Source organism: Longispora fulva, from assembly GCF_015751905.1.
GTDB classification, from domain to species: Bacteria; Actinomycetota; Actinomycetes; order Mycobacteriales; family Micromonosporaceae; genus Longispora; species Longispora fulva.
The window spans coordinates 3,921,822-3,947,428 of the sequence record NZ_JADOUF010000001.1; the positions used below are offsets into that span (position 1 = coordinate 3,921,822).

General features: G+C 73.1%; 28 protein-coding genes. 11 read left to right on the forward strand and 17 right to left on the reverse strand.

Annotated elements, in window-relative coordinates:
- Positions 1-95: 95 nt before the first annotated feature.
- Positions 96-2,819: a DEAD/DEAH box helicase gene (locus IW245_RS17315; RefSeq protein WP_197004212.1), complete on the reverse strand. Its 2,724-nt coding sequence runs from the start codon at positions 2,817-2,819 to the stop codon at positions 96-98.
- A gap of 197 nt (positions 2,820-3,016) precedes the next feature.
- Between IW245_RS17315 and IW245_RS17320 the strand changes: the two genes are divergently transcribed.
- The gene (locus tag IW245_RS17320) at positions 3,017-3,748 is read left to right on the forward strand and encodes an HAD family hydrolase (RefSeq protein WP_197004213.1); all 732 of its coding nucleotides are present in this window, start codon (positions 3,017-3,019) and stop codon (positions 3,746-3,748) included.
- A gap of 102 nt (positions 3,749-3,850) precedes the next feature.
- Here the strand turns inward: IW245_RS17320 and IW245_RS17325 are convergent, their stop codons facing one another.
- The 4 genes from IW245_RS17325 to IW245_RS17340 form a co-directional block, all read right to left on the reverse strand.
- Positions 3,851-4,693: a diacylglycerol kinase family protein gene (locus IW245_RS17325; RefSeq protein ID WP_197004214.1), complete on the reverse strand. Its 843-nt coding sequence runs from the start codon at positions 4,691-4,693 to the stop codon at positions 3,851-3,853.
- Between the two features lie 111 nt (positions 4,694-4,804).
- Positions 4,805-5,668 carry a twin-arginine translocase subunit TatC gene (tatC, locus tag IW245_RS17330; RefSeq protein ID WP_231399806.1) on the reverse strand — a complete coding sequence of 288 codons (864 nt, stop codon included), beginning with the start codon at positions 5,666-5,668 and terminating at the stop codon, positions 4,805-4,807.
- Positions 5,669-5,740: 72 nt separating this feature from the next.
- Positions 5,741-6,007, reverse strand: a complete 267-nt coding sequence (gene tatA / locus IW245_RS17335; protein ID WP_197004216.1) for a Sec-independent protein translocase subunit TatA — start codon at positions 6,005-6,007, stop codon at positions 5,741-5,743.
- Between the two features lie 184 nt (positions 6,008-6,191).
- Positions 6,192-6,422: a hypothetical protein gene (locus tag IW245_RS17340; protein WP_197004217.1), complete on the reverse strand. Its 231-nt coding sequence runs from the start codon at positions 6,420-6,422 to the stop codon at positions 6,192-6,194.
- Positions 6,423-6,570: 148 nt separating this feature from the next.
- Here IW245_RS17340 and IW245_RS17345 point away from each other — a divergent pair, with 148 nt between their 5' ends.
- Positions 6,571-7,044 carry a hypothetical protein gene (locus IW245_RS17345; RefSeq protein WP_197004218.1) on the forward strand — a complete coding sequence of 158 codons (474 nt, stop codon included), beginning with the start codon at positions 6,571-6,573 and terminating at the stop codon, positions 7,042-7,044.
- Between the two features lie 60 nt (positions 7,045-7,104).
- Here IW245_RS17345 and IW245_RS17350 read toward each other — a convergent pair whose 3' ends face one another.
- Both IW245_RS17350 and IW245_RS17355 read right to left on the reverse strand, forming a co-directional pair.
- Positions 7,105-8,037: a helix-turn-helix transcriptional regulator gene (locus IW245_RS17350; RefSeq protein WP_197004219.1), complete on the reverse strand. Its 933-nt coding sequence runs from the start codon at positions 8,035-8,037 to the stop codon at positions 7,105-7,107.
- 34 nt (positions 8,038-8,071) lie between these two features.
- A complete protein-coding gene (locus tag IW245_RS17355; RefSeq protein ID WP_197004220.1) occupies positions 8,072-9,055 on the reverse strand; it encodes a helix-turn-helix transcriptional regulator in 984 nt (327 codons plus the stop codon).
- Positions 9,056-9,084: 29 nt separating this feature from the next.
- On the opposite strand from IW245_RS17355, the gene IW245_RS17360 reads away from it, so the two are divergent.
- Together IW245_RS17360 and IW245_RS17365 are read left to right on the forward strand one after the other, a co-directional pair.
- Entirely contained in the window at positions 9,085-10,155 is a 1,071-nt protein-coding gene (locus IW245_RS17360; protein WP_197004221.1) for a DUF3866 family protein, read from the forward strand.
- An 89-nt stretch (positions 10,156-10,244) separates the two neighbouring features.
- The gene (locus IW245_RS17365) at positions 10,245-10,934 is read left to right on the forward strand and encodes an HAD family hydrolase (RefSeq protein ID WP_197004222.1); all 690 of its coding nucleotides are present in this window, start codon (positions 10,245-10,247) and stop codon (positions 10,932-10,934) included.
- A gap of 87 nt (positions 10,935-11,021) precedes the next feature.
- Here IW245_RS17365 and IW245_RS17370 read toward each other — a convergent pair whose 3' ends face one another.
- From IW245_RS17370 to IW245_RS17380, 3 genes are all read right to left on the reverse strand, one after another.
- Positions 11,022-11,207 (reverse strand): hypothetical protein, encoded by a 186-nt coding sequence (locus tag IW245_RS17370; protein ID WP_197004223.1) that lies wholly within the window; start codon positions 11,205-11,207, stop codon positions 11,022-11,024.
- A gap of 215 nt (positions 11,208-11,422) precedes the next feature.
- Complete coding sequence (gene pafA / locus IW245_RS17375) at positions 11,423-12,781, reverse strand: Pup--protein ligase (protein WP_197004224.1); 1,359 nt, start codon at positions 12,779-12,781, stop codon at positions 11,423-11,425.
- Positions 12,782-12,819: 38 nt separating this feature from the next.
- Positions 12,820-13,431: a dTDP-4-dehydrorhamnose 3,5-epimerase family protein gene (locus tag IW245_RS17380; protein WP_197004225.1), complete on the reverse strand. Its 612-nt coding sequence runs from the start codon at positions 13,429-13,431 to the stop codon at positions 12,820-12,822.
- 169 nt (positions 13,432-13,600) lie between these two features.
- On the opposite strand from IW245_RS17380, the gene rfbD reads away from it, so the two are divergent.
- Positions 13,601-14,452 (forward strand): dTDP-4-dehydrorhamnose reductase, encoded by an 852-nt coding sequence (rfbD, locus tag IW245_RS17385; RefSeq protein WP_197008552.1) that lies wholly within the window; start codon positions 13,601-13,603, stop codon positions 14,450-14,452.
- A gap of 46 nt (positions 14,453-14,498) precedes the next feature.
- Positions 14,499-15,269 carry a trypsin-like serine peptidase gene (locus tag IW245_RS17390; RefSeq protein ID WP_197004226.1) on the forward strand — a complete coding sequence of 257 codons (771 nt, stop codon included), beginning with the start codon at positions 14,499-14,501 and terminating at the stop codon, positions 15,267-15,269.
- Between the two features lie 33 nt (positions 15,270-15,302).
- On the opposite strand, the gene IW245_RS17395 is transcribed toward IW245_RS17390, so the two are convergent.
- Both IW245_RS17395 and IW245_RS17400 read right to left on the reverse strand, forming a co-directional pair.
- Complete coding sequence (locus IW245_RS17395; RefSeq protein WP_197004227.1) at positions 15,303-16,889, reverse strand: DUF2142 domain-containing protein; 1,587 nt, start codon at positions 16,887-16,889, stop codon at positions 15,303-15,305.
- On the reverse strand, positions 16,886-17,329 hold the full coding sequence (locus IW245_RS17400) for a GtrA family protein (protein ID WP_197004228.1): 444 nt from the start codon (positions 17,327-17,329) through the stop codon (positions 16,886-16,888). Before IW245_RS17400 ends, IW245_RS17395 begins: the two co-directional genes overlap by 4 nt.
- Positions 17,330-17,525: 196 nt before the next feature.
- Here IW245_RS17400 and IW245_RS17405 point away from each other — a divergent pair, with 196 nt between their 5' ends.
- On the forward strand, positions 17,526-18,509 hold the full coding sequence (locus IW245_RS17405; RefSeq protein WP_197004229.1) for a glycosyltransferase: 984 nt from the start codon (positions 17,526-17,528) through the stop codon (positions 18,507-18,509).
- 80 nt (positions 18,510-18,589) lie between these two features.
- The gene (locus IW245_RS17410) at positions 18,590-18,832 is read left to right on the forward strand and encodes a hypothetical protein (RefSeq protein WP_197004230.1); all 243 of its coding nucleotides are present in this window, start codon (positions 18,590-18,592) and stop codon (positions 18,830-18,832) included.
- A 55-nt stretch (positions 18,833-18,887) separates the two neighbouring features.
- On the opposite strand, the gene IW245_RS17415 is transcribed toward IW245_RS17410, so the two are convergent.
- Complete coding sequence (locus IW245_RS17415; protein ID WP_197004231.1) at positions 18,888-19,580, reverse strand: 4'-phosphopantetheinyl transferase family protein; 693 nt, start codon at positions 19,578-19,580, stop codon at positions 18,888-18,890.
- A gap of 116 nt (positions 19,581-19,696) precedes the next feature.
- Between IW245_RS17415 and IW245_RS17420 the strand changes: the two genes are divergently transcribed.
- Positions 19,697-19,933, forward strand: a complete 237-nt coding sequence (locus IW245_RS17420; RefSeq protein ID WP_197004232.1) for a hypothetical protein — start codon at positions 19,697-19,699, stop codon at positions 19,931-19,933.
- A gap of 39 nt (positions 19,934-19,972) precedes the next feature.
- On the opposite strand, the gene IW245_RS17425 is transcribed toward IW245_RS17420, so the two are convergent.
- Together IW245_RS17425 and IW245_RS41685 are read right to left on the reverse strand one after the other, a co-directional pair.
- Complete coding sequence (locus IW245_RS17425; RefSeq protein ID WP_197004233.1) at positions 19,973-20,896, reverse strand: penicillin-insensitive murein endopeptidase; 924 nt, start codon at positions 20,894-20,896, stop codon at positions 19,973-19,975.
- A gap of 1 nt (position 20,897) precedes the next feature.
- Complete coding sequence (locus IW245_RS41685; protein WP_197004234.1) at positions 20,898-21,644, reverse strand: M15 family metallopeptidase; 747 nt, start codon at positions 21,642-21,644, stop codon at positions 20,898-20,900.
- A gap of 168 nt (positions 21,645-21,812) precedes the next feature.
- On the opposite strand from IW245_RS41685, the gene IW245_RS17435 reads away from it, so the two are divergent.
- On the forward strand, positions 21,813-22,805 hold the full coding sequence (locus tag IW245_RS17435) for a hypothetical protein (RefSeq protein WP_197004235.1): 993 nt from the start codon (positions 21,813-21,815) through the stop codon (positions 22,803-22,805).
- Between the two features lie 215 nt (positions 22,806-23,020).
- On the opposite strand, the gene IW245_RS17440 is transcribed toward IW245_RS17435, so the two are convergent.
- The gene (locus tag IW245_RS17440; RefSeq protein ID WP_197004236.1) at positions 23,021-24,349 is read right to left on the reverse strand and encodes a serine hydrolase domain-containing protein; all 1,329 of its coding nucleotides are present in this window, start codon (positions 24,347-24,349) and stop codon (positions 23,021-23,023) included.
- Positions 24,350-24,450: 101 nt separating this feature from the next.
- On the reverse strand, positions 24,451-25,038 hold the full coding sequence (locus IW245_RS17445; protein ID WP_197004237.1) for an FMN-dependent NADH-azoreductase: 588 nt from the start codon (positions 25,036-25,038) through the stop codon (positions 24,451-24,453).
- An 87-nt stretch (positions 25,039-25,125) separates the two neighbouring features.
- On the opposite strand from IW245_RS17445, the gene IW245_RS17450 reads away from it, so the two are divergent.
- Positions 25,126-25,479, forward strand: coding sequence for a winged helix-turn-helix transcriptional regulator (locus IW245_RS17450; protein WP_197004238.1), 354 nt, complete (start codon positions 25,126-25,128; stop codon positions 25,477-25,479).
- Positions 25,480-25,607 lie beyond the last annotated feature (128 nt).

Sequence of the window (25,607 nt, forward strand, 5' to 3'; positions counted from 1 at the left end):
ACATGATGAGTGTGAATGTTCGGGCTTCCATCGACGCTCGACGATCACGCCGGGACCGGCCGCGGGCCGACCCGACCGGCCGACCCGCGACGTCGCTACGCCAGCGACGAGTACGCCAGCACACCCCGCCGCATGTCGTCCATCGCCTGCCGCGCGGTGTCCCGCAGCGGCGTGTCCCCCGACGCCTCCGCCAACTGTCCCAACAGGTCGATCACCTGTCGGCACCAGCGCACGAAGTCCCCGGCCGGCATCTCCGTATCGAGGCCGTGCACGCTGGAGAGCACCTTCGGCAGGGCCTCGCCGCGCGCCCACCGGTACACGGGCCAGACGAAGCCCAGGTCCGGCTCGCGGGTGAGCTGCAGGCCGCGCGCCGCCTCGTCGGACTCGACCTCGCCCCACAGCCGCAGGGTCTCCTCCACGGCGTCGCCGACCGGGCCCCGGGGCACGGAGGCACGGTCGTCGGTGTCGCGGCGGGCCTCGTACACCAGAATGGACGCGGCGGCGGCGAGCTCCGACGGCGACAGCCCGTCCCACACTCCGCGCCGCAGGCACTCGGCGACGAGCAGGTCGGTCTCGGCCCAGATCCGCGACAGGGTGCGGCCGGCCTTGGTGACCTGCCCGTCGGGGCTGAGGTAGCCCCGGTCGGTGAGCAGCCCGCAGACCCGGTCGAAGGTCCGGGTCAGCGAGCCGGTCCGGTTCTCCACCTTGTCGCGCAGGGTCTGGGTCTCCTTGTGCAGCCGCTCGCGGCGCTCCGCCCAGCGGGCGTGGTCCTCGCGTTCCGGGCACTCGTGGCACGGGTGCCGGCGCATCGCGCGGCGCAGCTCGTCGAGCTGGCGGTCGTCGGCGGCACCGGACCGGGCCCGGCGCGCCCCCCGGCGCGCCGACGGCGAGATCTCGACGTTGCGCAGGCTCGAGACCAGGTCGCGACGGTCCTGTGGGGACCGGGGGTTGAAGTGCTTCGGCACCCTGATGTGGCCCAGCGGCTCGACGGGCGACGTGAAGTCGGTGGCCGGGATCCGGCCGGCCCAGCGGTCCTCGGTGACGATCAGCGGCTTGGGGTCGCCGAACGCGCCCACCCCCGGGTCGATGACGATGGCCAGCCCGGCGCGCCGGCCGGTCGGCACCTTGATGATGTCGCCGGCCTTGAGGCGGGCCACGGAGGCGGCGGCGTTGGCCCGGCGGGTACTGGCCGACTCGCGGGCCAGCCCGCGCTCCCGGTCGGCGATGGCGACCCGGAGCGCGAAGTACTCGTGGAAGTCGCCGAGGTGGCACTCCATGTCGGCGTCCATCGCCGCCAGGCCCTCCTCGTTGCGCACGACCTGGCGGGACGCGCCCACCACGGACCGGTCGGCCTGGAACTGCGCGAAGGAGGAGGCCAGCAGCTCGCGGGCCCGCTCGGGGCCGACGCTGGCGACGAGGTTGACGGCCATGTTGTAGGAGGGCCGGAAACTGGACTTCAGCGGGTACGTGCGCGTCGACGCCAGGCCGGCCACGTGCCGGGGGTCGGTCTCCGGGGACCACAGCACGACGGCGTGGCCCTCCACGTCGATCCCGCGCCGCCCGGCCCGCCCGGTGAGCTGCGTGTACTCCCCCGGGGTCAGGTCGACATGGGCCTCGCCGTTGAACTTGACCAGCTTCTCCAGCACCACGGACCGGGCCGGCATGTTGATGCCCAGCGCCAGGGTCTCGGTGGCGAACACTGCCTTGACCAGGCCCCGGACGAACAGCTCCTCCACGACCTCCTTGAAGACGGGGAGCATGCCGGCGTGGTGGGCGGCGAGGCCGCGCTCGAGGCCCTCGAGCCACTCGTAGTACCCGAGGACGTTGAGGTCCTCGTGCGGCAGCTGCGCGGTGCGGCTCTCCACGATCCGGCGGATCTCGCGGCGGTCGTCGGGGTCGGTCAGCCGCAGCCCGGACCGCAGGCACTGCTGCACGGCGGCGTCGCATCCGGCCCGGCTGAAGATGAACACGATCGCCGGCAGCAGGCCCTCGCGGTCGAGGCGCTCGATGACGTCGACCCGCCCGGCGATCAGGTCCCGGCCGGACCGGCCGCGCCGGCCGCGCTCGTCCCAGCCGATCTGGCGGAGCAGGTCCCGGGTGCGCCGGAGCAGCTCCGGGTGCACCTCGTGCTTGCTGGCCGCCTCCTGGTCGTGGAACAGGTCGAACATCCGCTTGCCGACGAGCATGTGCTGCCACAGCGGCACCGGCCGGTGCTCACTGACCACGATCTTGGTCTCGCCGCGCACCGTGACCAGCCAGTCGGCGAACTCCTCCGCGTTGGAGACGGTGGCCGACAGCGAGATCAGCGACACCGACGGTGGCAGGTGGATGATCACCTCCTCCCAGACCGCGCCCCGGAACCGGTCGGCGAGGTAGTGCACCTCGTCCATGACCACATACGACAGCGTGTCGAGGGTCTGCGACTGCGCGTAGAGCATGTTGCGCAGCACCTCGGTGGTCATCACGACCACCGGCGCGTCGCCGTTGATGGCGTTGTCCCCGGTGAGCAGGCCGACCTTGTCGACCCCGTGCACCGCGACCAGATCGTTGTACTTCTGGTTGGACAGAGCCTTGATCGGCGTCGTGTAGAAGCACTTGCGGCCCTCGCGCAGCGCCTGGAACACCGCGAACTCGCCCACCACGGTCTTGCCGGCCCCGGTGGGCGCGCACACCAGCACGCCGGTGCCCCGCTCCACGGCCTCGCACGCCTCGATCTGGAAATCGTCCAGTTCGAAGTCGAGGCCGCCGAGGAAGTCGTTCAGGGCGGGGTAGGCGGCCCGCCTGCGGAAGTCACCGTACCGTTCGGCGGGGCTTGTCATCCTCCTAGGCTAAGCCATGGTCAACTCTGTTTCATCGCGGCGCGAAGCCGGATTCGTTTCCTGACGGACGTCTCCCCCGGCGCTGGCGGCTCCCCGACCTCGCGCTTCGTCCGCTCTCCGGTCGCCGCCCGGGACCGGTGATCGCGAAACCGCACAGGGGACCCCATGCCTGCGCGGTCTCGCTGCCGGCAGTCGGTATGGTGCAGAGCGTGACGCAGACAGAGCACCCCCCGAGTCCGCGCCGCCCGGTGGAGGCGGTTCTCGTCGACTTCCACGGCACGCTCGCCCAGGTGGAGGACGCCACGACCTGGCTCGCCGCCGCCGCGCAGGCCTGCGGCACCACCCTCGAGGGCCCCCGGGCCACGATCCTGCTCGACCGGCTGCTCACCGCCGGCCGGGCCGGTGGCCCCATGCCGGCCCGGATCCCCCCGCAGCTCGCCGAGGTGTGGGCCGAACGCGACCTGTACCCGCACGCGCACCGCGCCGCCTACGCCGGCCTGGCCGCCACGGTGCAGTCCCCGATCGAGGGCCTGGCCGACGCGCTCTACGACCGGGTCCTGCTGGCCGACGGCTGGGTCCCCTACGCCGACACCGTCACCGTGCTCAGCGCCCTCAAGGACGCCGGCATCCCGACGGCGCTGGTGTCCAACATCGGCTTCGACCTCCGGCCGATCTGCGAGGCGCTCGGCTTCGGCCACCTGATCACCGAGTGGGTGCTGTCCTACGAACTCGGCCGGTGCAAGCCGGAGAAGGCCGTGTTCACCCACGCGTGCACGTTGCTCGGCGTGCCCGAGGACCGCGCGCTGATGGTGGGCGACAGCCCGGCCGACGGCGCGGCCGTGGCGGCGGGCCTGCAGACGCTGCTGCTCCCCGCCTCGCCGCCCGGCGCGGTGCACGGCCTGTCGGCGATCCTGGACCTCGTGTCCTGACGGTCCAACCCCTGAGACGGTTACGGAGGAGCCCGACCCGGCACGCGTCGGCCGGAGCCCAGGGGCTTGATCGTCGGTCTCCCGGAGGCCGTGGCGGCGGTGTCAGTGCAGCAGGGTCAGCGCGCCCGGCACGCACGTGACGGTCACCGGCAGCGGGCCGATCCGCTCCCCGTCGGCGTAGCAGTGCAGGTCCGGGCCGGCGATCTCCAGGGTCGTGGCCCGCAGGGTCCTGACCCCCGGGTGGTCGACGTGCGCCCCGGTCCGCACCTTCGGCTTCAACGTGGCCAACGCGAGCCGGCCGGCCACCCCGAGGGTCACGTCCAGCAACCCGTCGGTCGGGTCAGCGCCGGGACAGATCCGCATCCCGCCCCCGTACGCCACCGTGTTGCCCACGGCCAGCAGCACGGAGTCCAACTCCTCGGGCACCCCGTCGACCACGAGCCGGTACCGCAGCGGCCGCAACCGGGCCATCTCCGCGAAAATGGCGAGGTCGTACCGCCGGGGACCCCTCGGCCAGCGCATCCGGTTCGCCCGCTCGTTGACCAGCGCGTCGAACCCGGCGGCCAGGACGCTCCCGAACCAGGACGTGCCGTGCGCCCCGTCCACCCGGGCCAGGTCCACCGCCCGGGTCCGACCGGCCAGGATCGCGGCCACGGCGGCCCGGGGGTCACCGGGCAGCCCCAGGCCGGCCGACAGGTCGTTGCCGGTGCCCAGCGGGACGATGCCGAGCGGGACGCCCGTGCCGGCCACCGCCTGCAACGCGGCGTGGACCGTGCCGTCCCCGCCCATCGCCACGACGGCGTCGGCTCCCCCGGCGACGGCGGCCCGGAGCGCGTCGGCTCCCGGCGGCAGCAGTTCGTGCGGGCCGAGCTGGTCGAGGAGGGCCGGCAGCAGGGCGGCATGGCGGCCCTTACCGGCGGTGGGGTTGGCGACGACGGCGATCACGGAGGAAACGTAGCGGGTCTCCCGGTCCACCGGAAGACCCGCCGGTAACTTACGCGTCGAACCCACGACCCGGACCGCTCCGGGCGACCCCGCCCGTCGATCTGGGCCGGGTCAGATGCTGTCGTCGAACCTGCTGCGCCGGTCGATCCGCTCGGGCTCCGGCACCGGCTCCGGCTCGGCCACCGGCTCCGGCCGGTAGTCCAGCGGCGCGGCCTCGTCGTCGTCGAGGTTGCTGTAGTCGGACTCGCCGGTGCGGCGCTTGCGGCGGCGGTCGTTGAGCCACGCGATGCCGATCGCGATGAAATACATCGCGCTGAGGCAGATCGCCAGACCCGACATCACGAACGGGTCGGGCGTGGGGGTGGCGATCGCCGAGAAACAGAAGAACAGGAAGACGACGGTCCGCCACCAGCTCAGCATCTTCTTCGCGCTGACCAGGCCGGCGAAGTTGAGCATCACCGCCAGCAGCGGGAACTCGAACGCCACCCCGAAGATCAGCATGAAGTTGGTGACCCAGCTGACGTACCGGGTGAGTTCGAGGGAGTTGGTCAGGTGCTCCTCGTGGGCCGGCAGCAGGAACGCCAGCCCCTTGCCGACCACCATGTACGCCAGGAAGGCGCCGGCCAGGAACAGCGGCGTCGCGGCGGCCACGAACAGGTACGCCCAGCGGCGTTCCTTCTTGTGCAGGCCGGGGGCCACGAAGGCCCAGATCTGGTACAGCCAGACCGGCGCAGAGATCACCAGACCCGCCCACATGGCGACCTTGAGCTTGAGCAGGAACACGTCGCCCACGCCCAGCTGCAGCATGTCGGGACCGTTGCCGCCGGGGAACAGGTCGTTGTAGGGCCTCTGGAGCTGGTGGAGGATCCAGGCGTGCAGGTTCAGCGCGTAGATCGCGATGAAGCCGGCGACGATCCCCAGGAACGCCTTGAACAGGCGGTTGCGCAGCTCGCGGAGGTGCTCCATGAGCGGCATGGAGCCGTCGGCGGCCGGCCTGGGCCGCGCCGCCGACCGTTTACGCAGGACGGGGCTCACGAGCGGGGTGCGTTAGATGCTGGTGTCGCGCGGCGGGGCCGCGGGCGGCTGCGCGGCCGGAGGAGCCGGCTGCACGTACGGCGCGGCGGCGGGCGGGGCGGCCGGCGGCTGCTGAGCCTGCGCGGCGTTGCCGTCCTCGGCGAGACCCTTGGTCTCCGCCTTGATGATCCGCATCGACTTGCCCAGAGAGCGGGCGGCGTCGGGGAGCCGCTTGGACCCGAAGAGCAAGACCACCGCAATGATGATCACAGCCCAGTGCCACGGCTGCAAACTACCCATCAGGAACCTCCAAGGCTTGTCAACGCAGTTCCATGGTACGCGTCCACCGCTCTCATGAACGGGGAGCGGATACGTCGTCCCGCCGGCAAGTGTTGCCAACTGACGAGAAAACGTCAACCTCGAGCAGGTATACGCACGGTAACCGCAGCAAGTTGTTACGTTGCGAGCGGCACTATGGGCATCTTTAAGAAGGTTTACGGTGGGCTGAGGCCGCCTCGACCTTGGCGGTGACCGCCTCGACCGTGCTCTGCAACTGCTCGATCCTGCCCTGCAACGCCAGCGCGTCGCCCTGCCGCGCCTGCAACCGCTCCGCAGCGAGCCGCAGGGGCCGCAGCCGGCGGACCAGCGGCAGGCTGACGAGCACGAGCAGCACGACGCCGGCCGCGAGCCCGGCTCCCAGAATCCACCACACCACGCCCAGACCCTACCCTTCCCGCCGCCGGCGTCCCGCCCCGCCACGAACATCCTCCGGGTACGCCGAAACCAGTCCTCCTCACCGGGGGGTGCCGGCCGGTGAGCTGGGCCTTCACCGGATGTTGAGCGGGGGCGGGGACGCTGACGCCATGACCGCTCCCGTGCGCCATGACCGCGCCCGATTCCTCGTGGCCGGCGGCTGGCTCGTGCTGTACCTGTCCGCCTGTGCCACGCCGGCTCTCGAGTTCGCCTACCGGGACGGCGGCCCCGCCCACAGCGACCTCGGCGTGAACGTGCTGATCGGCGGCGCGTTCGGGCTGTTCGTCGGCCAGTTCGGGTGGTACGCCAACCTGATCGTCCCGTTCGCGCTCGCGTTGCTCCTGGCCCGGCAGTACCTGGCGGCGGCGATCTGCGCCGCCGTGGCGGTCCTGATCGCCCTGGACACGCTGCTGCTGTTCGGGCACCCGATCCCGCTGGACGAGGGCGGCTCCCCCGACTACGTCCTGCACCGGCTGGGGATCGGGTTCTTCCTGTGGATCGCGAGCATGCTCGCGATCCTGGTGCCCTCGATCGGGTGGCAGGTGACCGTGGGGCGCGCCGGCAGGCGCGCACCGACGTTGTAGGGGACCACGACGACCGCCGCGCGCCGGCCCAGGTGTCGCCGTAACCGTTGAAGGAAGGTTCTAGAGGTAGGCCGACAGGGCCGTGCGCGCCTCGTCGCCGATCGAGGCCACCAGCTCCGGCGGGGCCACCGCGCTCGCCCGGCCGCCCAGGCCCAGGATCAGGCGGTGCGCCCAGCCCAGGTCGGCCGCGCGCAGGGTCACGATCCAGTCCCCGTCGGGCTGGGGGGTGACGGACTCGCACGGGTAGTACTCGGTCACCCAGCGGGCCTCGCGGGCGATCCGCAGGGTCACCAGGGGCAGCTCGGGGGTCGGCCGGAACACGCCGTGCGCGACGTCGGTGGGGACCGCCCACTCCGGCGGCGCGCTGGGCTCCTCCAGCTCCGTCAGGGCGTCGATCCGGTCGGCCCGGAACAGCCGCACGGCGCAGGCCGACCGGCACCACGCCTCCAGGTACGTCCGGCCGTCGGCGAGCAGCAGCCGCATCGGGTCCACGACCCGCTCCGTGGAGGCGTCCCGGCGGGCCGTGTAGTAGGTGATCCGCAGCGCGCGGCCCCGGTCCATCGCCCGGCGCAGGTCCTCGACCCGCTCCGGCTGGTCCGGCATCCGGACGGCGAACCCCTCGGCGGCGGCCACCTTCTCGATCTTCGCGAGGGTGCGGTGCACGACGTCGCGGTCCATCGCGCCCGGCGACTCGGCGAGCAGCCGCAGCGCGACGTGCAGGGCGAGGGCCTCGTCCGGGGTGAGCCGCAGCGGCCGGTCGATGCCGGCGTCGTAGGTGATGGTGACGCTGTCCTCGTCGACGGCCATGTCGATCAGGTCGCCGGGGCCGTACCCGGGCAGGCCGCACATCCACAGCAGTTCGAGGTCCTCGCGGAGCTGGCGTTCGGTGACGCCCAGGTCGTACGCGGCGTCGGCGATCAGGATGCCGGGGCGGGCCAGGAGGTAGGGCACCAGGTTGAGGAGTCGGCCGAGCCGGTCGGCGGAGGGGGTCACGCGGTCACCTCCGGTGGGCCGCTGGGGGAGCCGGTCACGCCGCCACCTCCGCCGGGGAGTGCAGCCCGGCGAGGACCCGCAGCTGGTGGATCACCGCGTCGCGCACCTCGGGCGGGTCGAGGACCAGCACGTCGGAGCCGTACCCGACGAGGAACTCGGCGAGCCGGTCGGCGTCGGCGTAGGCGAGGGTGGCCACGTCGCCCTCCAGCCGGTCGGCGCGCCGGCGGATCCCGTGCGCCCGCCCGGTGGCCAGCCGCACCGTCGCCCGACCGGTCCGCTCGGGGGCCGGGCCGCCGGAGAACCGGGCCACCTGGCCGATCAGATCCACCCCGTCGGGCGTCGTGTACGCCCCGGACTCCCCCGTCGCGCGCACCTGCCCGACGATCCTGGACAGCCGGAAGCACCGGGTGGCGTCGCGGTCGAGGTCGTGGCCCACCACATACCACCGGCCGCGCCAGCACACCGCGCCCCACGGCTGGAGCCGGCGGCGGCGCGGGGCGTCCTCGGTCGGGATCTGGTAGTCGAAGGTGATCACCCGGCGGTCGCGGACGGCGGCGGTGACCGGCTCGAACGCCGGCTCGACGCCCAGGGTCGGCTCCACGCCGAGGGTGGCGTGCGGGTCGACGTCGATGCCGGCCGCGCGCAGCTTCGTCAGGCCCGAGGACGCGGCGGCGGCCAGGCCGTGGTCGCGCCACAGCTTGGCGGCGATGCCGACGGCGGCGGCCTCGTCCGGTTCGAGCTGGACCTCGGGGAGGGCGTAGTCACGCTGGGCGATCCGGTAGCCGGCCTCGGCGTCGAAGACACTGGACGTGCCGGTCTCCAGCGGGACGCCCAGCTCGCGGAGCTCGGCCTTGTCCCGCTCGAACTTGCGCTGGAACGCCTCGTGGTCCTTCGTCACCGACGGGTCGTGCTCATAACCCGGGACAGTCTGCGCGATCTGGGCGGCGGTGAGGAACCGGCGGGTCGACAGCAGACAGATCACCAGGTTGACGAGGCGCTCTGTGCGGGTGCGGGACACCTGTCGACGTTAGCAGGGTAGTTTGGGGCGTGCTGCGCTGGCGATCCGGAACCGTTGTCACCGTCCGTCGATCCTGGAAGGGCGCCGTCGAGCTGGACGTCACCGTTGACCGGAGAAACCCGGAAGATCCAGATTTGGTACGCGCGCTGGCGTACCCGGCCATGGTCGGTGACCCCGTCGCCGGTGACCGGGTGCTGCTCAACACCAACGCGCTGAGCCTGGGCCTGGGCACCGGGGGGTACGCCCTCGTCGTCGCCCTCCCTGACCGGCTGCCACCCGACTCGGACGCGCCGGGGCACGTGATGAAGGCCCGCTACACCCCCCAGCAGGTCACCGTCCTGGCCGCCGACGAGGAGGCGTCACCTTTTCGTTCGGTTCTCGCCGAGGCCGACGACATCGCGGGGCTCCCGGTGGTCGTCGCCGACCTGCACTCCGCCCTGCCGGCCCTGCTCGCCGGGATCCTCACGGACTCCCCCGGGGCGCGGGTCGCGTACGTCATGACCGACGGGGGCGCGCTGCCCGCCTGGTTCTCCCGCAACCTCGACGCGCTCGCCGGGCTGCTCGCCGGGGTCGTCACCGTCGGCCAGTCCTTCGGCGGGGACCTGGAGGCCACCAACACCCACACCGGCCTGCTCGCCGCCCGGCACGCGCTGCGCGCGGACGTCGCGATCGTGACGCAGGGGCCGGGGAACCTGGGCACCGGCACCCCGTGGGGCTTCTCCGGGGTGTCCACCGGGGAGGCCGTCAACGCCGCGGCGACCCTCGGCGGGCGGCCCGTCGGCTCCGTGCGGCTGTCCACTGCCGACGAACGGCCCCGGCACCGGGGCGTGTCGCACCACAGCCTGACCGCGTACGGCCGGGTCGCCCTCGCGCCCGCCGATCTCGTGCTGCCACGCGGGTGCGACCCCGGGTACGTCGAGCAGCTCGCGCCCCTGGCCGGGCGGCACCGGATCGTGCAGGTGGATCCGGCGGGGCTCGACGAGGCACTGCGGGCGCTGCCGGTGACGTTGTCGACCATGGGCCGCGGCCTCGACGCCGAACACGACTACTTCCTGGCCGCCGCCTGCGCGGGCCGACACGCGGCGACCCTCCTGCCCTGACCCGCCCCCTTCCGGTGATGAGGGGAGGATTCACCCAGCGGCCACACGCCGGCGGGAATCGGTTCACCGGTTCGGGTCACCATCGGCGCGTGACGCTGATCCGGGGCATTCTGCTGGACCTCGAAGACACCCTGTACCCCCGCGCCCAGTTCCTCGACCAGGCCTGGCAGCGGGTCTGCGCCGTGGGCTCCACGGCCGGGCTCGACCCGGCGCGGTTACGCCCGGCCCTCGACCGGGCGGCGGCGGGCGGCAGCGACCGGCCCGGCCTGATCGACGAGGCGATCCGCTCGATCGGCGCGGACCTGGCCCTGGTCCCCCGGCTGGTGTACGCGTTCCGGGAGTACTGGCCGACGACCCTCGTGCCCTATCCAGGCGTCGACGAGCGGCTGGACGAGCTGTCGGCCCGGCTGCCACTGGTGCTCGTCACCGACGGGAACCCCGCCCAGCAGCGGGCCAAGATCGAGGCGACCGGGCTGGCCCGGCACTTCCGGGCCGTGGTGTGCACCGACGAGGGCGGCGGCCGGGACTTCCGCAAGCCGCACGGCTCCGGGTTCCGCCGGGGGTTGTCCGCGCTGGCCTGCGCCGCCGACGCGACGATCATGATCGGGGACCGGCCGGACAAGGACGTGGCGGGCGCCAGCTCGATGGGGATCCGCTCGGTACGGGTCCGGTGCGGCGAGCACGCGGGCATGCCCGACCACCCGGCGACGTGGCGCACCGTGGACAGCACGGTCGACGCCCTCGACGTGGTCCTGGGGCTGACCGTCGCACAGGTGTGACGCGACGCCGAGGGCCGGCGCGCGCAGGGGACGCCCCACCGTAACCGTTATGATCTGGATTTTCGGGGTGAAAGGCCCCGGAAGGCGTTACGGCAGGAAGATGAGGGCCAGCCAGCCGACGAGCACGAGCACGAGGATCGTCGCGAGCACCCAGGTGGGGATCTTGTGTCCGCCCTCGCGGTTGCGCGCGAGCTCCTGTGCGATCTTGGCACGGCGGCGCTGCATCCGGCTCGAGATGAAGTCGGGGCGGTCGCGCTTCTGCTGGTCACTCATAACGGCTCCGAGCCTACCGGCAGCCTCGGCACGGCATCAAGGCACGCCTGGGTAACGCCGGCCGCCACCCCGCCCAGGGAATCGGCCGCCGCCACGGTGTGGTCACGGCCGTGGCGACGCACCCTCCGGTGGCACCGGCGAGCAGCCGCGCGCCCTGGGGCACGGAACCCGCACGCGGTGGTGAGGCGCCCCGGACGGACGCCCCACCGCCGTGCTCACATGCTCGCGATCAGCTTGTCGACCCGCTCGTCGTGCGCCCGGAACGGGTCCTTGCACAGCACGGTGCGCTGCGCCTGGTCGTTGAGCTTGAGGTGCACCCAGTCGACCGTGAAGTCCCGGCGCTTCTCCTGGGCCTGGCGGATGAACTCGCCGCGCAGCCGGGCCCGGGTGGTCTGCGGCGGGGTCTCCTTGGCCTCGAAGACCTGGAGCTCGTTGACCACCCGGTCGACGGAGCCCCGCTTCTCGAGCAGGGAGTGCAGGCCCCGGCCGCGCCGCAGGTCGTGGTAGGCCAGGTCGAGCTGGGCGACCCGGGGGCTGGACAGGGCGAGGTCGTGCTTGTTCTGGTACCGCTCGATGAGCCTGAGCTTGGCCACCCAGTCGATCTCGCGCTCGATGGCCGCGAGGTTGCCGGACTCCACCGAGTCCAGCACCCGGCCCCACAGCTCCAGCACCCGGGTCAGGTTAGCGTCGTCGGTGCGCTTGGCGAGGAACTCGACGGCCTTCGCGTAGTACTCCCGCTGGATCTCCAGCGCGCTCGCGTCCTTGCCGTTGGCGAGCTTGATCGGGCGGCGGCCCGTGACGTCGTGCGACACCTCGCGGATGGCCCGGATCGGGTTCTCCAGGGTCAGGTCGCGCAGCACCACGCCGGCCTCGATCATGCGGAGCACGATGTCAGCGGTGCCGACCTTCAGGAGGGTCGTCACCTCGTTCATGTTGGAGTCGCCCACGATGACGTGCAGCCGCCGGTACCGCTCGGCGTCGGCGTGCGGCTCGTCGCGGGTGTTGATGATCGGCCGGGACCGGGTCGTCGCGCTGGAGACGCCCTCCCAGATGTGCTCGGCGCGCTGCGACAGGCAGTAGACGGCGCCACGCGGGGTCTGCAGCACCTTGCCGGCGCCGCAGATCAGCTGTCGGGTGACCAGGAACGGGATCAGGACGTCGGCGAGTCGGCCGAACTCGCCGTGCCGGCTGACGAGGTAGTTCTCGTGGCAGCCGTAGGAGTTACCGGCCGAGTCGGTGTTGTTCTTGAAGAGGTAGATGTCGCCGGCGATGCCCTCGTCGTGCAACCGCTTCTCCGCGTCGACGAGCAGACCCTCCAGGATCCGCTCACCGGCCCGGTCGTGAGCCACCAACTCCGACACCGAGTCGCACTCGGGTGTCGCGTACTCGGGGTGGGATCCGACGTCGAGGTAGAGCCGTGCGCCGTTGCGGAGGAAAACGTTACTCGAACGCCCCCACGACACCACACGGCGGAACAGGTAGCGCGCCACCTCGTCCGGGGACAGCCTGCGCTGTCCGTGGAACGTGCAGGTGACCCCGTACTCCGTCTCAATTCCGAAGATGCGCCGATCCATGAACGAACCTTACCGGTACCCACCGACAAAGTAACCGCTCAGACACCTTCCGTTTTGAGTTCGGAGTACCAGCGCACGCACGAAGCGTAGTCCGGGAGTGCTCCGGCCGCCGCCAGTTCGGCCAGCGTGGGGGCCGCCGCGTCCTTATCGGACAGGATCAGCTCGCCCCGGCCGAACGGCAGATCGAGCTGCAGGTCCGGGTCCAGCGGGGAGAGCACGCGCTCGGCGGCGGGGTCGTAGCGCTCGGACACCAGGTAGAGCAACGTGGTGTGGTCCTCCAGGGCGCAGATGGCGTGCCCGAGGCCCTCGGCGAGGTACACGCCCCGGCGGTCGACGTCGTCGAGCCGGACGATCCGGTGCTGGCCGAAGGTGGGCGAGCCGACCCGCACGTCGATCACGAAGTCGAGCACCGCGCCGCGCTGGCAGGTGACGTACTTGGCCTGGCCCGGCGGCGTGTCGGCGAAGTGCACCCCGCGCACCGTGCCGCGCGCCGACACCGACGTGTTGGCCTGCCGCAGGCGCACCGGGTGGCCGGCGACCCGGGTGAAGAGGTCGTCGCGGTACCACTCGAGGAACGCGCCCCGGCTGTCGGGATGCTGGACGGGCGTGATCGTGTACGCCCCGTCGATCCCCAGCGGCTCGATCCTCACAGCTCCTCCTGCCGTCGCGGGCACCCGGGGAAGCGTAGGACAACCGGGCGCCCCGGGACTGACCGCAACCGGACACTTCGGGACGCTTCAACGTGGCCTAGGATCGGCCCGCCGTGGTGCCGTCGCCTCTTCCGAGGGGTACGGTGCGACCGTGGCGTCGTCTGAATTGTTGACCCGCTGGCTGGTCACCGGTGCCGGCGGCATGCTCGGCCGGGACCTGCTCGCCGCCCTCGACAGCGAGTCCGTCACCGCCGCCGCCCGGGCCGACCTGGACGTGACCGACCCGGCGGCCGTCCTCGACGCCGTGGCCGGGCACGCCGTCGTGGTCAACCTCGCCGCCTGGACCGACGTGGACGGCGCGGAGTCCGCAGAGGCCGCGGCCACCGCTGTCAACGGCGACGGTCCGGCGCACCTGGCCGTGGCGTGCGCCCGGCACGGGGCCCGGCTGATCCAGCTGTCCACCGACTACGTGCTGTCGGGCGGCACGGCGCCGTATCCGGAGGACGCCCCGGCCGCGCCGGTCAACGCGTACGGCCGGGGCAAGCTCGCCGGGGAGCGCGCCGTGCTCGCCGGCCTGCCCGACGCCGGGTACGTGCTGCGCACCTCGTGGCTCTACGGCGCCGGCGGCCCCAACTTCGTCGCCACCATGCTCCGCAGGGCCGCCGAGCCGGGCGCGCTGGTCGACGTGGTGGACGACCAGCGGGGCCAGCCCACCTGGAGCGGCGCCCTGGCCGACATGATCGCCGACCTCGGCCGGGCGGCGCTCGACGACCGGGTCCGGCCCGGGGTCTACCACGGCACGGCGGCCGGCGAGACGACCTGGTACGGGCTGGCCCGCGCCGTGTTCGCCGAGGCCGGCCACGACCCGGACCGGGTCCGGCCGATCGGCAGCGTCCGGCTGGCCCGGCCGGCGGTCCGACCGGCGTACAGCGTCCTGGGCCACGACCGGTGGGCCGGAACCCCGGTGCGCCCGCTCGGCCCGTGGCGGGAGATGTTGACGAGGGCCCTTCGCACCTTCTAGATCCACACCCCTGCCGCGCCGGCCCGCCCGGCCCTAGGATCATGCCGTGGTTCAACGGCACAGACGCCCAGCCCGGTACCCGCGACTGCGGCTCGCCCTGCTGGCCATGGCGTTGCTGGTGCCGTCTGCGGTGGTCGCGGCGTCCGCGCCCCTGTCCGAGTCCGCACCGCGGGCCACCCGGGCGTCGGCTCCCTCCAGCCCCGCCGCCACCGCGCGGCTCGCCGAGCACGCCGTCGGCGCGCTGTTCACGGCCGACGGGGCCCGGGGCTGCACGGCCAGCGTGGTGCACAGCCCGGCGCGCAACCTGGTGCTGACCGCCGCGCACTGCGTGAACGACCAAGACGTGTTCTTCGTGCCCGCCTACCACGACGGCCAGCGGCCGGAGGGCACCTGGAAGGTCGTCGACCAGGTGCTCGACGAGCGGTGGGACGACGGGGACGATCCGGACTTCGACCTCGCATTCCTCGTGGTGCGCGACACCGACGGCGACCGGCAGGTGGAGGACGTGGCCGGGGCGCTGGAGCTGGGCACCGGGGGCCCGTACGAGCAGCCGGTCCGGATGACGGCCTACCCGGCGGACCTGGACCACCCGATCAGTTGCGACGGCCGCAGCGAGCGCTGGTCGGCCACCCAGCTGACGATCACCTGCCCGGGGTTCACGGAGGGCACGAGCGGCGGCCCGTGGGTGACGGCGGCGGGCACGGTCGTCGGCCTGATCGGCGGGTACGAGCGCGGAGGGTACTCCGACGACGTGTCCTACAGTCCGTACCTCGGTCCGGACGTGGCGGCGTTGTACCAGCGGGCCACCACCCGCTGAGGCCCGGCCGCGACCGGCCACCGGGCCGGCACGTTACCGGCTCGCGCCCACCGCTGCCGCCGCCGCGCGCGGCCGGGGCACCTCCGCGCCCAGACCCGGCTCCGCCAGATCCGCCACGGCCGCGGCCCGCGCCGGCCCCCGCCAGGTCAACCAGCCGATCACCGCGAGCCCGACCACCATGGCGACCAGCGGCAGCACCGACCCGAGCGGCGGCGTCCAGGCCCCGCCGAACGGGTTCAGGTCGGCGATGCCCGGCCGGTTCACCTTGATGCCGCGTTGCCATCGGATCATCGTGTACCAGAGGAAGACCAGATGGATCGGCAGCAGCACGACGACGATCATCCGGGTCAGCCGGCGGGCCATCTCGGCGCTGGCCGTCCGGCGCTCGATCACGAACGCGCCGAGCAGCGGCACGCCGACGAGCAGCGGCATCATGTACCGGGCCTGGGTGATGAACCCGTAGGTGTTCACGTTGATCACCTGGATCGCGGACAGCAGCCCGCCGCCCCCGGCGACCAGGGCGAGGATCCGCCACCGGTCCGCGCGGGCGCCGAACGCGAACCCGACCAGCACCAGCCCGCCGGCGACGCAGGTCCACACGGCGTAGAACGGTCCGGGCACCCGGGTGTCCAGCCAGCCTGTCACGCCGACGAGCTGCTGGAGGTACTGCTCCCACCGGCTGAGCTCCGCCCACATCGCCTGGGTGGGCCGCAGCGGGGTGGCGAACCTCAGCGGCACCAGCACCGAGGACTTCTCGACCAGGATCCAGGCCCCCGACAGCCCGACGGCGACGGCGATCCCGAGGCCCCACCAGCGGATCAGCGGGGTCCGCCACAGGGTGGTGACCTTCCGCCAGCCGAGCGGCAGGAGCAGGACGCCCAGCCCGATCGCGGCGAGCATCGGGCCCATCGAACGGACGGTCACGAGCAGCACCGCGCTGATCCCGACCAGCCAGACGAGCGGGCGCACGGGGCCGCGCGCCGGGCCGAGGAACAGCGGGATACCGGCTGCGAACAGGGCGATGCCGGCGCAGATCTCCGCGCCGCTCGGGTTGATCGCCCCGGACATGTGCCCGACGATCGGGCTGGTCACGGCGAGCAGCCCGCCGAGCATCAGGCCGTACCGCGACCAGCGGGCCAGGACCGTGAACGCGCTGGCCAGCAGGGCCGCGGACAGGGCGGCGCTGAGCAGCCGGGCGAGGATCAGGCCGGGCCAGCCGGGCCACAGCCGCAGTGGGCCGCCGACGATCGCGTAGTACAGCGGGTTGTACCGGCCGGCGCTGGTCGGCTTGGACACCAGCTCCCGGTCGGCGGACGGCGCGGCGGCGCACGCGGCGGAGTGGTCGGGCTGGCCGTGGTACCAGCAGCCGGTCTCCAGCGTGCCCTTTATCCCCTTCGGCACGACCTGGAACGCCCCGGTGCCCGCGAACGCGTCGGCCGGCTCGGGCATCACGTCGCCCCCGGCCACCCCGGCGGCGCGGACGGAGTGCGCCGGCTCGTCGGGCGGCCCGTCGTACGGCGCGGCGACCGCCCAGGCGCCGATGACGAGGAAGAAGCCGACGAACGCCAGCAGCCACAGCCGGCGGCCGCCCGGGCGCGCGGTCGGATCGGATGAGTTCACGGTGACGCCTTCACTCGGATGCGGTCGGGGTCCCGGGTGGGGCTGGTGTAGATCCACTTCCGGGAGACTCCGTAGTTCAGCACGAACAGGCTCGCGGTGCACGCGGCCTTGGCCAGCGGGTACGTCAGGCCCAGTCGGGTGATCCACGGGACGAGGACGACGGTGAGCCCGAGGTTGACCAGGACGAGGCACACGTACCGGGCGAAGTGTCGGACCGCTCCGCCGGTCGCCGCGAAGACCCAGATCCGGTTGAGCAGGAAGTTGGCCAGGACGGCCGCGCCGTAGGCCAGGGCCACCGCGACGGACAGCCTCACGCCCAGGACGCCGTACAGGAGGATCAGCAGAGCCTCGTCGAGCAGGAAGCAGGCACCGCCCACGAGAACGAACCGGACTCCCGACGTGCGGGCGAGATTCCCGATCCGGTCAGGAATATCCACCACGGACGAGTCCTTCCGGTCAACCCACGGATGGGCCCCGGAAAGTGTAAACGGTGTTTCCCGCCACATCACACAGGGGTGCCGGACATCTCACTCATATATGGATCAGGTCTGTATGTCTAGTTTAGCCAGAAGTAACCCTCAAAGAGGGGATCAAGGATATCCTTTGTAGGTATTTGTCCTAATCAAGGGGGCAGGGATGCGGATCGTGATCATCACCACGCGGGATCTGCGCAACCCTCTGGCGGGATCCGGTGAGCGCTACACCCACGAGGTCGCCCGGCGGTGGGCCGCCGCGGGTCACGAGGTGCGGATGTTCGCCCAGGAGGTGCCGGGCCTGCCGCCGGAGGAGGACCACGACGGGGTACGCGTCGAGCGCGCCGGCACCCGGCGCACCGCCCACCGCGAGGCCCGCCGCTGGTACGCGGAGACCCGCCCCGCTCCCGACCTCGTCCTCGACGCACTCGACCCCCGCCCGTCCGGCTGCCCCGCCTGGGTGACCGACGCGCCCGTCGTCGCCCTCGCCCTGCGGATCCGCCGGCCCGGCGGGCCGGTCGGCCGGTGGCGGCTGCGCGGCTACCGGACGGTCCCCACCCTGGCGGTCTCCGCCTCGGCCGGCGCGGCACTGCTGGCGCACGGGCTGACCGACGTGACCGTCGTCCCCGCCGGCACCGGGTCCGACCTGCTCCCCGCCGCCCGCCGCGCACCGGTCCCGACCGTCGCCTACGCCGGCCCGCACCCCCGCGAGGCGGTCCGCGCCCACCAGCTCCTGCGGGCCCGGATCCGCGACGCCCAGCTCTGGGTGTTCGACCCCGGACGGCACGCCGACCGGCTGGCCGGCCCCGGGGTCCGGGTGTTCGCGGAGTCCGACCGCGCCGAGGGGATCGCGCGGGCGCACGCCCAGGTGCTCACGGCCGCGACCGGGGACTGGCCGCTGGCCGTGGACGAGGCGGCGGCGTGCGGCACCCCCACCATCGGGTACGACCGCCCCGGCCTGCGCGACGCCATCCCCGCCGCCCGGGGCGTCCTCACCGCCCCCAGCGCTGCGGCGCTCGCCGACGGACTGCTGCACCACCTGCCGCGCTGGGCGGCGCACCCCGCGGCCGGGGGCTGGGCCGGCGGCGCGTTGGGCTGGGACGCCGTCGCCGAGGCGGTGCTGGCTGCGGCGACCACCGGGCGCTGAATCGACGTACATTGACACTCTCCCGGGGCGGGACCCAGCGCTATGCTGCCGGAACCCACCGTCTACATGGGAGAGTCACCATGAAGCGCATTCTCACGATCGCGGCCGTCAGCGCCGCGGCGATCCTTGGCACCGCAGCCCCCGCCCTGGCCCACGAGCCGCCCGGCGACTACACCTACTACAGCTCGTACGCCACCCGGGCGGAATGCTGGGCCGCCGAGGAGCAGGGCCGGCTCGCGGGCGACTTCACCACCGGCCAGTGCCTCTACCCGCGGTTCGGCGGGCCCGGGAGCTGGGTCGACCTCTGGGTCTACGCCCCGTAGCGGTTCCCGGGCGGGCCGTCGCCACCCGGCGCCGGCCCGCTCGCGCACCACGCCGTCAGCCGGCGAGGAGCGGCCCGGCGTCGTGCACCGTGAGGGTCCCGAGCGGCCCGAGGACCGTCAGCGCCGCCGCGTAGCCCGGCCCCGGGTCCAGGTCCGTCATCGTGGCGTCCAGCGCCAGACCCCCCGGATAGGTCAGCAGCCGCGGCGGCTCCCCGGGCGCGGAGACGTGCAGCTCGTCCATCGGCGCGTTCAACCCGTCGCCGGTCGCCTTGACCACGGACTCCTTCCGCGTCCAGTACGTGTAGAAGGCCGCCTCGCGCTGCGGCTCCGGCAGCGCGCGCCACCCGGCCAGCTCGGCCGGGGTGAGCACGGCGTCGGCGACCCCGTCGCGGTCGCGGCCCTCGGCGCGCTCGACGTCAAGGCCCAGCTCCACCCCGGTGGCGAACGCCACCCCGATCCGGTCGCCGGAGTGCGACACGGAGAACCGCAGGTCACTGCCCACCAGGCGCGGCTTGCCATGCGGGCCGGCGCACCGGGTGCACTCGCGGTCGAGCTCCAGCTTCTCCGGCGCGATACCGGTCATATCGGCCAGCACGAGCCGGACGATCGCGCAGCCGACCGTGAACTGGTCGCGCGCGGAGGCGACCCGGAACCGGGCGTGCCGGTCGCGCTCGATCTCGTTGAACAGCTCCACGTGCGCCGCCGACGCCTGGTCGGCCCGTCCCCACCACACCTGCACATCCGTCACGCGCCCACCCTACCGCCGCGGACGGGGCCGATCGTCGCGCTCCGGACCCTCGCTTCGACATCGACATCTCCCTATGATTCCGGAACGGGGTCGTCAGTCCACTGAGGAGGCATCACGTGAGAAAGCTTCTACTCGTCGCGGCGGTGGGCGTCGCGGCACTCGGGATCGCCGCCACCCCGGCGGCGGCGAACTCCGCCCCGCCCGGCTTCGTCTACCTGCAGACGCTGAGCAGCCACGACCACTGCGTCCGGGCCGGGCGGCTGGGCCAGTCCCCGCCGGTCCCGGACTGGACGACGTTCGCGTGCGTCGACGTCGACGGCGGCTCCGAGCTGTGGGTGCCGCCCTCGGAGTGACCGATGTCGGAGGGCCGGGTCGCCCCGGCCCTCCCGCGGTCAGTGGTACCGGATGTGCAGGTGGTCGTCGTGGTTCGGGTACTGGGTCGTCAGCCCCTCGGCGATCAGCGTCGGGTCGTTGAAGAACACCAGGGTCACGTGCCCCGGCGCGGCCGCCCGCACCGCCTGGAGCAGTTGGCGGGTCGCGGCCCGGTCGTAGGTGGCCGACTGCCAGGTGATCCGCCCGGCCGTGCACTGCGCCGAGTCGGTTCGGATCGGCCACACGTCGATGTCCATGCCGATGTCGTGGCTCGCGTGGCCGGGAATGTCCCCGCCGTGCTCGAGCGAGGCGTCGCCGAGCGGCACCCTGCCCTGGCCGGTGCCGGCGAAGGACCGGGCCGCCGCCTCCAGTTGGCCGATGGCCCCGCCGGTGGCCCAGTTGGCCGTGCCGTTGCCGTCCGGATCCTGGTCGCACATGTCGGCGAAGCTCGGGTACGCGTAGTGCCAGAGCAGGTTCTTCCAGGTCGTGGGCCCGACGACCCCGTCGGCGGTCAGCCCCATGTGCGACTGAAAGGTGCGCACCGCGCTGTCGGTGCCGCCGCCGAAGGCCCCGTCGACGGCGAGGGCGAGCCGGCGCTTCTTGTTCAGCTGGGCCTGCAGCGCCTTCACCGCCGCGCCCGACGAGCCGGAGCGCACCGTGACGACCAGGGCGCCCCAGGTGGCCGCCCCGACCACGCCGTCGGCGGCGAGACCGTGGCTGGCCTGGAAGGACTTCACCGCCGATGTGGTACCGGCCCCGAAGTCCCCGTCCGCAGCCACGCTCACGCCGTGCTGTTGCAACAGGTACTGCACCGCCAGGGTGTCCACCCCCTTGTTGCCCCCGCTCTGCAGCGGGTACGCGGCGCTCGGGTGCGCGTCCGCCGGCGCGGCCAGCCCGGTGAGGACCAGCACGAACGCCGCGATCAGCACGGTCAGCCGGCGCATGTCACACCCCGCAGTTCGGCGCGGACCACGACCGGCTCGACCGCACGTCGACGTGCACGTGGTCGTCGTGGTCGGGGTAGCCGGGCCCGAAGATGCCGTTGAACCCGGCCGAGCGGGCCTGCTGGGCGATCCGACACAGGGTCACGCCGCTGCCGACCAGGTCCAGTGCGGTGCCGTAGGTGTGCTGGCCGCCGCCGGTCCCGCCGACCGAGGCGTCGCACGCCGTGCTCCGGAACCCGGACGTGACCGTCAGCGGGTGGTCGCCGAGCTGGTGCCGCAGCGCCTCCGCCTTCCACATGGCCCGCATCAGGTTCGCCTGCACGGTCGCCGCCGGCACGCTGCCGCCGGAGTATCCGCCGGCCCCGCAGCCGCCGTCGACCTCGGTCCAGGCGAAGTGCACCGGGGTGCAGTCGTTGTCCTGCAGCTCGTAGATCTTGGCGAACGTGGCGGGCCCGGCCACGCCGTCGGCCGCCAGCCCGTACGCGGCCTGGAAGCGTTTGACGGCCCCGGCGGTGGCCGGCCCGTACGCGCCGTCGACCCCGATCACCTCGCCGTACGCGCCCCAGCCACCGACCCGGATCTGCAGGGTGGTCACGTCCGCGCCGGACATGCCCTGCGACAGGGCGCGGTTCCAGGTGTAGCAGGTGTCGGCGTGCGCCGGCGCGGCCGTGCCGATGCTGACGGCGACGACGGCCGCGAGCCCCAGGGCGAGTGTGACGAACGACCGGAATACCTTGTGGAGAGACATGGCGCTCCTTGTCCTAGTCGGTCCCCCGATGCCGGACATGGTGGCCGCGATGATCCACCCAAGTCAATGCCATTGATCAACTTGTCAGGCACTGTTTCCCCCGCGAGGGGGATCCGTATCCCTTCCGGAGGTGATCTCCGGCCGGCCGACGCCCGGCAGGCTGGACGCATGAGAGCAGCGAGACTGGCACTGGTGTGGGCGGCCGGCTACGGCGGATGGCAGACGTGGTGGGCGCTGGGGCACCGGCCGTCGTTCGGGCGGTTCGGGACGGACCTGACGGTGGGGTCCGCGTGGGCGGCCGTGGGGATGTGCGTCGTGGTGGCGGTGGTGGTGGCGGCGGGCCTGGGGCTCGGCTCCAGGCCCCGGCCCGGGGCGGGCGCCGGGGCGGTGGCGGTCGCCGGGGTCGGGGCGGGCGTCCGGGCCGGATCGGGCCGGGGTTGGGAGGTGGCCGGGTGGATCGTCGCCGTCGGCGTGTTCGCCAACTGCCCGATGCTGCTGCTCGACGTCGTCGGCGGACTGCTCCCCGGGCTGGGGATCCCGTTCGATCCGGCCGGGTTCGCCAGCCGGGCCGCGTGCGCGGCCGGCGGCGTGCTCCTCGCCCGGGCCCTGGTGACGCACCGCCGGCACCGGGTCGGGAACTGCGCCGCCTGCGCCCGCACCGACGACGACACCCCCTCGACGGGTACGCCGCGCTGGGCCTGGTGGGCGGCCTACGGCGCGATCGCGTCCTGCCTGGTCCGGATCGGCGCGCAGGTGGCCGTCGGGTTCGGCGACATCCCGTTCGAGACCGGCGTCTCGATGCTGGTGTTCGAGGCGGGGTTCCTGCTCGCCGGCTCACTGCTGCCGCTGGCCACGGTGCACTCCTGGGGCAGGGTGTTCCCGCGCTGGACCCCGCCTCTCGCGGGTCGCCGGGTGCCGCGCTGGCTCGTGCTCGGCCCGGCCCTGGGCCTGGGCGGCGGCCTCGTCGTCTACTTCGGCGTCGGCCTCGCCCAGCTGGCCGTCGAGTCCTGGAACGGCACCTACGACAGCGGCATGTTCCCGCAGTGGTTCATGTGGGCGGCGATGACCGGCTACCTGCTGTGGGGCCTCGAGATGGGTGCCTCGGCGCTGGCCTACCTGCGGGCGACCCGGCCGAGGTGCGCGCGCTGCGGCCGCGCCTGACGCCCGCACCTGGAAGCCCCCGGACAGGCGTGACGCCCCGCCTCCGTGCGAGGTGGGGCGTCCGGGGCTGGCGGGCCCGATGGCGGGTTGCGGCCGGTACCGCCTCCGAGCCCCGGACAACCGTAGATCCTCCCCGCGATAACTCCAAACGGTAGAGCGATCGTGTACAGATAGTGACAGAAATGCGGGGCGAAAGGGACAGGTCCACAGTGGTTTCAGGCCCAGCTCTCCCCCGGATAGGGCTCCCGGGTGAACCGGAACGTGCCGAGGTCCAGCTGGTCCGGCGTGCCGTCCGACGCCCGGAGCACGGTGAGTGTCTCGCCGGCGAAGTAGCCTTCCAGGCCGGTCCAGCCGCCCGCGCCGTCCGGCCGCAGCCGGGTGCCCCGGCCCGCCACGCCCACCGGGGCCAGCTCGAACGTCCCGCCGGCCGCCAGTCGCAGGGTGTGCGGGGTGGGCCCCCAGTACCAGGTGCCGGTCAGGGCGAGTAGCTCCGGCGGGACGGCCGGGTCCGGGGACCAGGTGGGCAGGGCCGGCTCGTGCTCGGCGAGGATGGCCCGCAGGTCGGAGTCCAGACCGGTCAGCGCGCCGTTGGTCGCGTTCGCCGCCAGGACGACCCCGGTGGCCGCCGCCCGGTCCGCCCACACGGTGGCGACGAAGCCGGGCATCGAGCCGGTGTGCCCGGCCAGCTGGCGGCCCTCGCGCCGGGCGAGCTGCGGGCCGAGGCCGTGCCCGATCCGCCACTCCGGACCGTCGTCCACCCCGGCCGGCTCGCACATCTCGGCGAGGGTGTCCGCCGACAGGACTCCCCCGGTGTCGCCGGCGAAGAACGCCGCCCAGCGGGCCAGGTCGGGCACCGTGGACCACAGCTGACCGGCCGGGGCCAGCGCGCCGCTGTCGTGCGCCGGCTCGGGCAGCAGCACGTCCGCCCACGGGTGCACGGCCCAGCCCCGGGCGTGGCCGGGCCGGGGCAGGTAGCTGGTACCCGTCATGCCCAGGGGGTCGAGGATCTCCGCCGTCACGGCCTCGTGCCAGCCGACCCCGCCCAGCCGGCCGACGAGGTGGCCGAGGAGGGCGTACCCGAGGTTGGAGTAGTGAAAGCGGCGGCCGGGGCGGAACGCCGCCCTCTCCGGACCGAGCATGGCCAGCAGCGCGGCCACGTCGACACCGGGGGCGCGTTCCCACCAGTCGCCGTCGGGCTCGGCGCGCAGCCCGGCGGTGTGCGACAGGAGCTGGCCGATCGTGACGTGCCCCACGGCCGTGCCGGGGACGTGCCGCTCCAGGGGGTCGTTGAGGTCCAGGCGGCCCTCGTCGCGCGACCGCATGACGAGTACGGCCACGAAGGTCTTCGTGATCGACCCGATCCGGTACTGGGTCCCCTCCGTCGGCGCGGCCCCGTCCACCAGCCCGCGCGCCCCGGTCCACACGGTCGCCCCGTCGCGGACGACCGCAGCCGCCAGCGACGGCAGCCGCCCCTCGGACTGGGCGGTGGCGAGCCGGGCGAGCAGGGCCCGGGCGGTCCCCGGCAGAACGGTCTCAGGCGTCATCCCCGGAACGTACCCGGCCGAGGGGGACGCCACGACGACGTTTCGCGCCCGGCGGACTGGGGTTCCGGGTCCACCGGGCGTCGCCCGGCAGGATGGTTCGGTCAGGCCGCGACGAGGGCCTCGAGTGCCTCCCGCTCGCGGTGCGGGCCGGCGATCTGGCCGGTGGCGTCGAGCACCCGGACGTTGTGGATGCCGAGGAAGCCCAGGTAGTGCCGCACGAACCCGGTGAGGAAGTCCACCGGGGAGTCCAGCGGCACGCCGTTGCTGCTCACCGCGACGAACGCCTCGCGGATGTTGTCGACGAGGCCCTTCGGCCCGGCCTCGGAGTAGCTGAAGGTCACGCCGGCCTGGGCGATCTGGTCGAAGTACGCCTTGAGCGACGCCGGGACCGAGAAGTTGTACATCGGCGCGCCGATCACCAGGTAGTCGGCGGACTTCAGCTCACTGATCAGGTGCTGCGAGCTGGAGAGCAGCTGGCGCTGGGCCGGGGTCCGCTCGCCGGTCGGGGTGTAGACCGCCTCGATGTGGCCCTCGCTGACGAACGGCACGCCCTGGGCGACGTCCCGGTCGATCACCTCCGCGTCGGGGTGCCGCAGGAGCAGGTCGGCGACGACGGCCTCGGTGAGCCGGCGGGTGCTCGCGTCGGCGTACCGGGCGCTGGAGTTGATCTTGAGAATGCGAACGGACACTGGAGCCTCCGGGCTCAGGGGTTAAGCTACTTACGAAAGATAAGCACTTATCAAAGGTAAGTGCAAGGGGGAGATAGAATTCTGCACGTGACTCACGCGACAGGACCGGGCTCCTACACGGGCTACTGCCCGCAGGTCCAGTTCGCGGCCGAGCTGATCGGCCGCCGATGGACCGCGGCGATCATCGGCGTGCTCACCGACCTCGGCCACGCGCGGTTCAAGGACATCCGCTGCCGGGTGCCCGGCCTGTCCGACCGGCTGCTCGCCGACCGGCTCGAGGAGCTCGAAGGCATCGGCGTCGTCGCGCAGTGCCCCGACGCGATCGGCTACTCGATCACGGAGAAGGGCCGCGAGCTCGGCCCGATCCTGTGCCAGCTCGCCGCCTGGTCGGACCGATGGAGCACGGAGCTGGGCGACCGCCCCGGCCGTCGAGCCAGCTAGAGCTGTGCCAGCTAGCTCTGTGCCAGCTCATGCCGTGCCAGCCGGAGCGGTGCCAACTCATGCCGCGCCGCCTGGAGCCGTGCCTGCCCGTGCCGCGCCCGCCGGAGCCGGGGCGGATCAGCCAGAGC